This is a genomic window from Mycobacterium sp. E2497, from assembly GCF_001668695.1.
Lineage (GTDB): Bacteria > Actinomycetota > Actinomycetes > Mycobacteriales > Mycobacteriaceae > Mycobacterium.
Genome location: NZ_LZKD01000157.1, coordinates 1 through 10,292 on the forward strand (window position 1 = coordinate 1; position 10,292 = coordinate 10,292).

Sequence of the window (10,292 nt, forward strand, 5' to 3'; positions counted from 1 at the left end):
CCACCAGGCCGACAGCCAGCACCCCCGCGGCGCCGTAGGCGGCCAGCACCCACGCCAGGTTCGGGCCGCGCACACCGCGGTGACCGTCGACGCCGGCGGCACCGTGACCAACTTCCAGACCGGCGACACGCTGATCGCCACGGCCGACGACTCCACCCACCAGTTGACCATCACCCGTAATGGCACCGTGGAGAAGACCTTCCCGATGTCGATGGGGATGACGTCCGGTAACCACCAGACCCCCAACGGCACCTACTACGTGCAGGACAAGAAGGCGTCGGTGGTGATGGACTCCTCGACCTATGGGGTTCCGGTCAACTCGACCTACGGCTACAAGGTGACGGTGGAGGACGCGGTCCGCTTCGACAACGTCGGCGACTACGTGCACAGCGCGCCCTGGTCGGTGGACGATCAGGGCAAGCGCGACGTCAGCCACGGCTGCATCAACATCAGCCCCACCAACGCCAAGTGGTTCTTCGACAACTTCGGTCCGGGCGACCCGATCGTCGTAAAGAACTCCAGCGGCGGCAACTACAAGAAGAACGACGGCTCCGCCGACTGGATGAACTAGCCCTGGGACTCGTCGAGGGATGCCGGGCCCGCATCAGCACCGCGGCCGGAAGCGCCGAGGCCACTGTCGAGATCACCGAGACCATGCTGGCCGGACATGCAGCCCTGCCCAACGGGTTTGGGCTCGACTATGTCGACGGCGACGGGCATACCCTGGTTCCGGGCGTCGCCCCCAACGCGCTCACCTCGACCCAATGGCGTGACCCTTACGCGGGCACGCCGTGGCACAAGCACGTGCCCGCCAGGATCGAGCCGGTGGACGTAGCCGTCAGTTCCAGATCCTGACCCGGCGCTGCGGTTCGAGGAACAAGGCGTCGTCCTCGGACACCTCGAAGGCGTCGTAGAAGGCGTCCATGTTGCGGATGACGCCGTTGCAGCGGAACTCGGGCGGGGAATGGGGATCGGTGGCCAATCGCCGGATCGCCTCCGCCTGACGGGATTTGGTGCGCCACACCTGGGCCCAGCCGTAGAACACGCGCTGCACGCCGGTGAGGCCGTCGATGACGGGTGCGGGCCGGCCGTTGAGCGACAGCTGGTAGGCCAGCAGGGCGATCGACAACCCGCCCAGGTCGCCGATGTTCTCCCCGACGGTGAACGCGCCGTTCACGTGGTGGCCCTCGCCCAACGCGCGGGGGTTGTATGCGTCGTACTGCTCGATGAGAGCCTTGGTGCGGGCGCCGAATTCGGTGCGGTCGGCGTCGGTCCACCAGTCCACCAGGTTGCCATCGCCGTCGTACTTGGCGCCCTGGTCGTCGAAGCCGTGCCCGATCTCGTGCCCGATCACCGCGCCGATCCCGCCATAGTTGGCGGCGTCGTCGGCCTCGGGGTCGAAGAACGGCGGCTGCAGAATGGCTGCGGGAAAGACGATTTCGTTCATCCCGGGGTTGTAGTAGGCGTTGACCGTCTGGGGCGTCATGAACCATTCGTCCTTGTCGACCGGCCCGCCCAGCTTGGCCAGCTCGCGGTCGTGGTTGACGGCGTAGCCGCGCTGGAAGTTGCCGTAGAGGTCGTCGCGGTCGATCACCAGCTTGGAGTAGTCACGCCACTTCGCCGGGTAGCCGACTTTGGCGACGAACTTGTCCAACTTGGCCAGCGCCCGTTCCCGGGTCTGCGGCGTCATCCACTCCAGCTCGTTGATGGACTGGCGGTACGCGGCCTTCAGGTTGTCGACCAGCGCGTCGATGCGGGCCTTGGCGTCTGGCGGGAAATACCGCTGCACGTAGAGCTTCCCCACCGCGTCGCCCATCAGGCTCTCCACCAGCGACACCGCCCGCTTCCAGCGTTCCCGGATCTGCTCGGCCCCGGTGAGCAGGCGGCCGTAGAAGTCGAAGTCCGCCGCGACCAGCTCGTCGGTCAGCCAGGCAGCGCGGGCGCGGATCAACCGCCACCGGGCCCAATCCTTCCAATCCGCCAGGTCGCCGCCGGCCCACAGGGTGGCAAACGCGGTGAGGTAATCGGGTTGGCGCACAACGACTTCCGCCAACTCCTGCGGTGTGCCGCCCAACGCGTTCACCCAGCCGCCCCAGTCGAAGCCCTTGCCCTCGGCCTGCAGATCCGCGAAGGTCCGCAGGTTGTAGCTGAGGTCGGCGTCGCGGCGCTTGACCACATCCCAGTGCGCGGCCGCCAGCTTGCCCTCCAGCGCGACGATACGGGCCGCGGTTTCGGCGTGCGCTTCGGACGGGCCGCCGTACACCAGCCCGAACATCCGAGCAATGTGGCCGGGGTAGGCCGCGAGCACCTCGGCGTGCTGTTCATCGCGGAAGTAGGACTCGTCGGGCAACCCGATGCCGGACTGGGTGAAGTGCACCAGATACCGGGCCGAGTTCTTGGCGTCGGTGTCGATGTAGAGCGCGACGCCACCGCCCACCCCGGTGCGCTGCAGCGCACCCAGCGCCGCGGCCAAGGCGTCCGTGTCGGCGGCCGCGTCGATGGTGGCCAGCTCGTCGAGCAGGGGCCGCAGGCCGCGGCGCTCGATGGCGGCCTCGTCCAGGAAGCTGGCGTACAGGTCGCCGATGCGTTGCTCGTCGCTGCCCCGCGCGGCGCCCGTCTCGCTGGCCTCGATGATCAGGTCGCGCACCTGCTCTTCGGCGCGGTCGAACAGGTGGCGAAACGCGCCGTCGGTCGCCCGGTCCGCCGGTATGTCGTATTCGGCCAACCAGCGGCCGTTGACATGGCCGAACAGGTCGTCTTGGGGGCGGGTCTCGGCGTCGACGTGGCTCAGGTCGATGCCCGAGCGAATGGCCTCTACAGTCACCCCGCCATCCTTCCATCTTTGTCGGATGCAACGATCGGGCCATGTCCGACGGCCAGCCAACCGAGCCAGCGACCCCGGAAGCGGCGGAGGCGGAAGTCGCCGGCCCCGACGACGCCCTCGACGAGGACTCCGACGAGCCTGACACCGCGGGCGGTCCGATGTTCTCCCCGTACGGCATCGCGTCGGCCGTGCTGGGTGTGCTTTCGGTGGCGGCGATCGTCTTCGGGTTCTTCCTGTGGTCGGGGCACCGCGACGACACCGCCGAACGCCGCTACCTCACCCGCGTCATGCAGACCGCCGCGGACTGGACGGGTGTGCTGATCAACATGAACACCGGCAACGTCGACAGCAGCCTGCAGCGACTGCACGACGGGACGGTCGGCGAACTCAACACCGACTTCGACGCCGCCATGCAGCCGTACCGCCAGGTGGTGGGGAAGCTGCAGTCCAAGAGCGCCGGCCGGATCGATGCGGTGGCCGTCGAGACCGTCCACCGCGACCTGGACACCCAGCCCGGTGTAGCGAGGCCCGTGGTGACGACCAAGTTGCCGCCGTTCGCGAGCCGGATGGACTCGGTGCTGCTGGTCGCAACGTCGGTCAGCGAGAACGCCGGCGCCAAACCGCAGACGGTGCACTGGAATCTGCGGCTCGACGTGTGCAACGTGGACGGCAAGCTGATGATCTCGGGTCTGGAGTCGATCCGATGAGAAACATCTGGCGCCTCGTCGCATTCGACATCCTGGCCCCGCTGGCCGCGATCGCGGCATTGCTGGCGATCGGGCTGGTGCTCGGCTGGCCGCTGTGGTGGGTGTCGGTGTGCTCGGTGCTGGTGCTGCTGATCGTCGAGGGCGTCGGCGTCAATTTCTGGCTGCTGCGCCGCGATTCGGTCAGCGTCGGAACCGACGACGACGCGCCGGGCCTGCGGCTGGCCGTCGTCTTCCTGTGCACGGCGGCGCTGGTGGCCGCGGTGGTCACCGGATACACCCACTGGACGCGGTCGGACCGGCAATTCAAGGACGACTCCCGCGACGTGGTTCGCGTTGCCACGGGGATGGCGGAGGCGATGGCGTCCTTCACCCCGGGAGCACCGGACAGCTCCATCGACCGGGCGACGGCGCTGATCGTCCCGGAGCACGCCGCCGCCTTCAAGGAGCAGTACGCGAAGTCCAGCGCCGAACTGGCCCAGCACAACGTCACCGCGCAGGCCAACACCCTGTCGGCCGGGGTCGAGGCCCTGGGGCCGTCGGCGGCCAGCGTGGCGGTGATCCTGCGGGTCACCCAGAACACGCCGGGGCAACCGCCCAGCCAGTCGGCGCCGGCGCTGCGGGTGGCGCTGACCAAGCACAACGACGCCTGGCTGGTGGCGGACGTGCTGCCGATCAGGTGACGATCAGTTGGACTCGGCCGAACGCGCCGACTTCACCTTGACGAACCGGTCCGACAGTCGCCGCATCCGGATCATCAACGCGGCCGACGGGCTGGTGCTGCCGTCCAGATAGGCGGTGAGCTCCTCGGCGGCCACCCCGATGCGGGAGGCGAACTCCCGCTCCGCCAGGCCCGATCGGTCGATCAGCAGGCGCACGTGGCGGGCCACCTCGGCGCGTTCGTTGGCCTCCAGGTGGGTGCGGGCCCGTTCCAGCACCTCCCACAGCGCCTTGGAGATGCCGTAGGGCCGGGTGCCCTCGAGCACCTCTTCGACCTGGCGCGCGGTCCGGCCGTACGGATCGCGCTTCAACGCGGCGGCGATGCGCTTCCAGGTGGCGATGTCGCCGCCCTGCAGCGCGGCGCGAATGGCGGAGGTCGGCCAGAACTCCACCGGCTGGTCGAGGTCCTGGTTGGGCGCGGCGTCGCGACCACGCGGATCGGTTGCCCGCTGCGGCGCCGCGGGGCGTCGGTCAGGTGCCAACGTCACCTCGCCTCCTCCAGCATCGCCACGGCCACCGACAGGCAGCGCTGCCTGATCTCCTCCCAGTCCGAGTGGGCGTCGGCGTCGGACCCCTGCTCGTCGTTGAAATCCCAGGGATCGGGATCAGCGAGTCGACGCACCAACTGGCTGGCGATCCACTGCCGCCTGGGCGACTGACAACAGTAGTACCTGTCCATTCCGGACAGCACCACAGCGGCGGTCTCGGGCTCCAACGTTTCAACCATATCGGCAAAGTCGGCGTAATCGCGGCGGCTGTTACGGCACATGATGAGGTAGCCCTTGAGGCGCAGCGTCTCGGCGCCGGTCGGGACCAGCAACCGGTCTCCCGTGGGCAGCTGCACGTGGGTGGTCTCCACCGGGCACAGCCGCTCGTACACCGGCCGGTCCGCGGCGTCGGTGTCGCTCTCCAGCGCGTCGATGGCGACCGAGAGCCGGCCCCGCCACAACGTGACCGGGTGGACGGGCCGGTCCGTCCCGACGATCGCCTTGGCGATGCCGTTGCGTGACGTCAGCCCGGAGGCCCGCTTCTTGGCGCCCGAGGCGCCGTTGGTGTGGCCGTTGGTCTTCCGGTCGCCGGCGCCCGCCTTCTCGTCCTCGATGTTGACCTGATGCGGAATCTGGCCGGGATCGCGGCCCCGGTCCTGGTCGGGCGACTGCAGCAGGGTGCCCTGCCGCTGGCTGCCGTTGCGGCCGCAGCCGGTGAAGGCCAGCGGGTCGGTCACGCAGATGGCGTCGGGCGCGAGGTGCTTGAGCTTGGCCGCCGACTTGATCACCATCCGCAGGTCGGCGTTGGGCGCCGTCAGCGCCGATATGTCGTCGGGGATGACGACCACGTCGGCCAGGTCGACCGCGGGCAACGGCCGGTCGAAGTCGACCGACGGCAGGACCCGGGACAGCCACGGCGGCAGCCACCAGTTCCACTGGGCGAACATCGCCATCAGCGCCGGCACCAGCACCAGCCGCACCACGGTGGCGTCCACCGCGATCGCCACCGCACACGCCACGCCGATCTCGGCGACCAGCGGCATGCCGGCGAAGGCGAAGCCGACGAAGACGGCGATCATGATCAGGGCCGCGCTGGTGATGGTGCGGGCGCTGGTGCTCACGCCGTAGGCCACCGCGTCGCGGGTGTTGCCGGAGTGCAGGAAGCGTTCCCGGATGCGGGTCAGCAGGAAGATCTCGTAGTCCATCGACAACCCGAACGTCATCGCCAGCACCAGCGGCGGGACTGTGCTGTCGATCGAGCTGATCTGGGCGAAGCCGAGATCCTTCAGCCAGCCCCACTGGAACACCATCACCAGGCTGCCGTACGCGGCCGCGACCGACAGCAAGGTCATCAGGACGCCCTTCAGCGCCAAGAACACCGAGTGGACCGAGACCAGCAACATCACGAACGCGATGAGCGCGACGATCGCCAGTACCAGCGGCTCGGTCTTGGACACCTGGTCGTCGAAGTCCTTGATCAGCGCGGTCGGGCCGCCGACGTCGACTCGCGCCGTCCCGCGGTCGGGCACCTTGGGCAGCTGCGCGCGCATCCAGCCGACGGTCTCGCGGGCGCGCATGTCCTCCGGGTCGACCGACAACACCGCCGACAGCAGGGCGCTGCCGTTGTCTTCGGCGAATTGCGGCGGCGCCACCGAGACGATGTTGGGCGCCTGCGCCATTCGTTGCCGGATCGCGACGATGGTCTGGCCGTGTTCGGGGGAGGCGGCGCCGCCGTCCGGGAAGGTCACCAGCACCCGGATCGGGCCCAGCGCGCCGGGGCCCAGTGCCTCGGCCGCGGCGCCCACTCCGGCACGGATCTCGTGCGCCGAGTCGAACTGGCGCAGCAGGCTGTTGCCCAGCACCATCGAGGACGCCGGCGCGGCCATGACCAGCAGCACCAGCGCCGCCGCCAGCGCCGAGATCCACGGCCGCCGCATCACCCAGCCGATCCAGCGGTTCCAGAACCGGGACTGGCCGCCCTCGGGTCCCCGCGACCAGTGCAGCAAGGCCGACCTCTTGGCGGCCGACCGGCCGAACGTCGCCAGCGCGGCCGGGGTCAACGTGGTCGACGTCAGCATCGCGACGGCGACGGCCAGAATCGCTCCGGTCGCCATGGATTTCAGCGCCGGGGTATTGATCACGTAGATCCCGGTGAGCGAGGCGACGACGGTCGCCCCGGACAGCACCACCGCCAGCCCCGAGGTGGCCATGGCGGCGTCGACGGCTTCCCGCGGCTCGCGGCCGGAGCGCAGCTCCTCACGGAACCGCATCAGAATGAACAGCGAATAGTCGACCGCGAGCGCGATCCCGAACATGGACACCGTCGACGTCACGAACACCGACATGGTCGTGTAGGCCGACAGCAGATAGACCAGGCCCATGGTGACCACGACCGTGCAGACGCCCAAGGCGAGGGGGATCGCCGCGGCGGCCAGCGAGCCGAACACGGCCAGCAGGACGATCAGGATCACCGGCAGGTTCCACCGCTCGGCCGCGGCGATGTCGTGCTTGGTGTTCTGCGCCGCCGCGGCGCTCAGCGCGCCCTGCCCGATCACGTACAACCGCACCCGGCCGTTCGCGGTCTGGCCGGCCTGATCACCCTTGACGCCGACCTTGGTGCGCAGCTGCTTGGCCACGTCGCTGGTGTTCCGCGAATCCAGCCGCAGGGACAGCACGTACGGTCGGTCCGGCTGCGGGGGCCGCTGGGCGGGGTTGGGCACCTCCGAGACGCCGGGTAGCTCGGCGGCGGTCCGCCGCAGCAGCGCGACCGCATCGTTGATGTCGGAATAGCTGGCGTCCGGGCGGGGGGCCGCGACTAACGCCAGCGAGGATGAGCCCTGGTCGTGGTAGAGCTCCTCGAGCTGGTCGTGCACGAGCAGCGACTGCGAACCGGCCACGTCAAAACCGCCGCCGGTCAGGTTCCCCGACTGCGTCAGGGCCAGATAGACCGCCGGAACCAAAGCCAGCAACCAGCCGCCGAAGACCAACCAGCGGTACTTACGCAGGCTGCGGCTGAGGCGCATCATTAACTGCTGGATTTCTCCACTCCCCGTGTGTCGCTTACGCGTGCTGGCGAGGATACCGCAGCGGCCTGTGGATCATGTGTGCTTTCTGGCAGCTGAGCTGCAACGACGGGCTTGTTGCCAAGACGCTGCCAAGTAGTTGTGAACCGGTTACCGGGCGGGATTTTCCTCACACGTGCTCACGCGGGCTGGCAGGGGCGCCGACGGCGATGGCAGGATGTCGGATGGCCCGCGGGGCCCTGGGAACTCCGCGATCGTTGAGGCCGTCTATTGCAGCCGTTTGCGAGGCGCCGGTGCTGCGCGCGACGTCGCAAACCGTGAAGGAGTTTCCATGACGAGAGGCACCGCGACCGGGCGCCGCAGAATCTTCGCCGGCCTGATCGCCGCCACCCTGCCGGGTGCCGCGCTGGCGGTCCTGGCGGGTCCACCGGCGACCGGCGCCGGCGACCCGTGCGCGGCCAGCGAAGTCGCTCGGACGATCGGTTCGGTGTCCAAGTCGATGGGCGACTACCTGGACTCGCACCCGGAGACCAACCAGACGATGACCTCGATGCTGCAGCAGCAGGCGGGACCGCAGTCGATGACCGGTTTGAAGTCCTACTTCGAGGCCAACCCCAAGGTTGCCGGCGACATGACGTCGATCGCCCAGCCGCTGACCAACCTGTCACTGCAGTGCAAGCTGCCGATCTCGCCGTCCCAGGCGATGGGCATGATGCAGCAGGCGCAGGGCGCGGCCGGTGGCCTGCCCGCCCTGCCGGGCAACGCGGCGGGGGCGCTGCCGCTGGCCGGCCCGCCGGCCGCCACGGGTCCCGCCGCACCGGCCAGCCCGCTGTCGGGTCCGCCGCGCGGCAACACCGCCGGCTAGCTTTCGGTTTCCGCGGTCCGGTCGGGCGGCAACGGGCCCTGCAGGGCGGTCTCCGTCGGATCGCCGGCGGGCCGGCCCTGAGGCGCCGTCGGTTCGGCCGCCGGCGCGGCCTCCTCGTCATCCGGGACGGCGACGTTCTCGGTGCGGAACACGAAGAAGAACACCACCCAGCCGATGGCGGACATGAGCAACCAGCTGATCAGCCGGTAGATCAACATGGCCGAGATCGCGTTGGGCAACGACATGCCGCTGGACACCAGCCCGGGCACCAGCACCGCCTCCACCACCAACAGCCCGCCCGGCATCAGCGGTATCGTGCCGACGGCGCGGGCGGCCGCGTAGGCCACCGTGAGCCCGGCGACCGACGCGTGATCCCCGGCGGCGTACGCCGCGAAGCCGAGGCAGGCCACGTCGGCGACCCAGTTGAACATCGACCAGCCGAACGCCACCCCCAGGTCGCGCCGGCCCAGGCTCACCGATTCGAGCTGCATCAGCGTCTGGCGCCACCTGTCCAGACCGGCGTCGGCGGGCCGGCCCCGGACGGAGTTGACCCAGGACAACACCCGGCAGCCGATGCCGTCGATGAGCTCCGGCCGCGATGCGACCGCCTGGGCGAGGATCAGCAACGCGACGAAGCCGCCCAGGGTGAACAGCAACGAGAACGGGTTGTTCTTCGCGCCGAGGAAGAACGCCCCGCCCAGCCCCAGTAGCGCCAGTCCCACGGCCTGCAGGACGCCGCCCATCACCAGCTGCCACGACGCCACCACCGTCGAAGCGCCCCAAAGCCGTTGCTGCCGAAGCAAAAACGTCGCCGACAGCACCGGCCCCCCGGGCAGCGTGGTGCTCAGTGAGTTGGCGGCATAGATGGCGGCCTCGGACCGCAATTGCTTGACGTGCACGCCGGCCGATCGGAGCAACGTGCGCTGGATTTGCGCGAAGCTGTGCATCGACGCGGCCGACGCCACCACCGACGCCAGCAGCCACCACCAGTTCGCCTCGTACAGGCTCATCCAGGCCTTGGCCAGCTGATGCCAGCCCAGCGCGACCTCAACGGCAAGCACGATCGCGACGATGCCGAGGATCACCCATCGGACCCACCAGTACTTCCCGCGCGGGGCCTCTTCGCGCGGGAAGTCGAGATTGCGGGCGGGTGCGTCGTGCGACACGTGATTTAGGGTAACGGTGCAGGTGGCGCGGGGATCGCCGCGCGCCTCCGACCGTGTCTTGGAAGTTCCGGGGTCGTAACCGGATCGTGCCGACCCGCACCCGCCCGCCCGGTGTCGGGGCGGGTCTTCGCAGGTTTGGCGGTGCCTCCCGCCGGATAGGCTCACCCAATGCCGGCAAACACCGACGACGCTTCGGTCGAACCCCTTGTCCGTAAGACCGCAGCCTGGGCCTGGCGTTTGCTGATCATCCTCGCCGCGCTGATCGCGCTGCTGTGGGTGGTGAAGAGGCTCGAGGTCATCGTCGTCCCGGTGCTGGTGGCGCTGCTGCTCAGCGCGCTGCTGCTGCCGGTGGTGGACTGGCTCGACCGGCGCGGCCTGCCCCGCGGCGGGGCGGTGACGTTGGTGCTGCTGGGCGGGTTCGGGATCCTGGGCGGCATCCTCGCGTTCGTCGTCATCCAGTTCATCGACGGCGTGCCGGGCCTGACCGAACAGGTAACCCGCA

Annotated in this window: 9 protein-coding genes and 1 pseudogene; 6 read left to right on the forward strand and 4 right to left on the reverse strand. The window is 69.3% G+C overall.

The features are described from left to right. The coding region (locus A5713_RS14560) for a L,D-transpeptidase (RefSeq protein WP_231980419.1) at positions 1 to 571 on the forward strand (571 nt) is incomplete at its 5' end. Next, positions 562 to 855 (forward strand): annotated as a pseudogene (locus A5713_RS27645) (molybdopterin dinucleotide binding domain-containing protein); the annotation flags it as partial. The gene A5713_RS14560 and the pseudogene A5713_RS27645, both read left to right, overlap by 10 nt. On the opposite strand, the gene A5713_RS14565 reads toward A5713_RS27645, so the two are convergent. Next, entirely contained in the window at positions 839 to 2,824 is a 1,986-nt protein-coding gene (locus A5713_RS14565; RefSeq protein ID WP_068096480.1) for a M13 family metallopeptidase, read from the reverse strand. The pseudogene A5713_RS27645 and the gene A5713_RS14565 sit on opposite strands and share 17 nt — an antisense overlap. Positions 2,825 to 2,865: 41 nt before the next feature. On the opposite strand from A5713_RS14565, the gene A5713_RS14570 reads away from it, so the two are divergent. Together A5713_RS14570 and A5713_RS14575 are read left to right on the forward strand one after the other, a co-directional pair. Further along, positions 2,866 to 3,531: a hypothetical protein gene (locus A5713_RS14570; protein ID WP_068096481.1), complete on the forward strand. Its 666-nt coding sequence runs from the start codon at positions 2,866 to 2,868 to the stop codon at positions 3,529 to 3,531. Then, the gene (locus A5713_RS14575) at positions 3,528 to 4,211 is read left to right on the forward strand and encodes a hypothetical protein (protein WP_067918930.1); all 684 of its coding nucleotides are present in this window, start codon (positions 3,528 to 3,530) and stop codon (positions 4,209 to 4,211) included. The genes A5713_RS14570 and A5713_RS14575 overlap by 4 nt, the downstream gene beginning before the upstream one ends. A gap of 3 nt (positions 4,212 to 4,214) precedes the next feature. On the opposite strand, the gene A5713_RS14580 is transcribed toward A5713_RS14575, so the two are convergent. Next, positions 4,215 to 4,736, reverse strand: coding sequence for a hypothetical protein (locus A5713_RS14580; protein WP_068096482.1), 522 nt, complete (start codon positions 4,734 to 4,736; stop codon positions 4,215 to 4,217). Further along, positions 4,733 to 7,762: an MMPL family transporter gene (locus A5713_RS14585; protein WP_068096483.1), complete on the reverse strand. Its 3,030-nt coding sequence runs from the start codon at positions 7,760 to 7,762 to the stop codon at positions 4,733 to 4,735. The genes A5713_RS14580 and A5713_RS14585 overlap by 4 nt, the downstream gene beginning before the upstream one ends. Before the next feature lie 328 nt (positions 7,763 to 8,090). Between A5713_RS14585 and A5713_RS14590 the strand changes: the two genes are divergently transcribed. Continuing rightward, positions 8,091 to 8,624: a hemophore gene (locus tag A5713_RS14590; protein WP_067918933.1), complete on the forward strand. Its 534-nt coding sequence runs from the start codon at positions 8,091 to 8,093 to the stop codon at positions 8,622 to 8,624. Here A5713_RS14590 and A5713_RS14595 read toward each other — a convergent pair. Then, positions 8,621 to 9,790, reverse strand: a complete 1,170-nt coding sequence (locus tag A5713_RS14595; protein WP_068096485.1) for a TIGR00374 family protein — start codon at positions 9,788 to 9,790, stop codon at positions 8,621 to 8,623. The two genes, A5713_RS14590 and A5713_RS14595, sit on opposite strands and share 4 nt — an antisense overlap. Before the next feature lie 168 nt (positions 9,791 to 9,958). Here A5713_RS14595 and A5713_RS14600 point away from each other — a divergent pair. Further along, a partial coding sequence (locus A5713_RS14600) for an AI-2E family transporter (RefSeq protein ID WP_156751889.1) occupies positions 9,959 to 10,292 on the forward strand: 334 nt, incomplete at its 3' end.

What these genes read in the sequence shown, in the direction of transcription:
- A5713_RS14570 (WP_068096481.1), top strand. Translation starts at nt 2,866, where the DNA reads ATGTCCGACGGCCAGCCAACCGAGCCAGCGACCCCGGAAGCGGCGGAG.
- A5713_RS14575 (WP_067918930.1), top strand. Translation starts at nt 3,528, where the DNA reads ATGAGAAACATCTGGCGCCTCGTCGCATTCGACATCCTGGCCCCGCTG.
- A5713_RS14585 (WP_068096483.1), bottom strand. Translation starts at nt 7,762, where the DNA reads ATGATGCGCCTCAGCCGCAGCCTGCGTAAGTACCGCTGGTTGGTCTTC.
- A5713_RS14590 (WP_067918933.1), top strand. Translation starts at nt 8,091, where the DNA reads ATGACGAGAGGCACCGCGACCGGGCGCCGCAGAATCTTCGCCGGCCTG.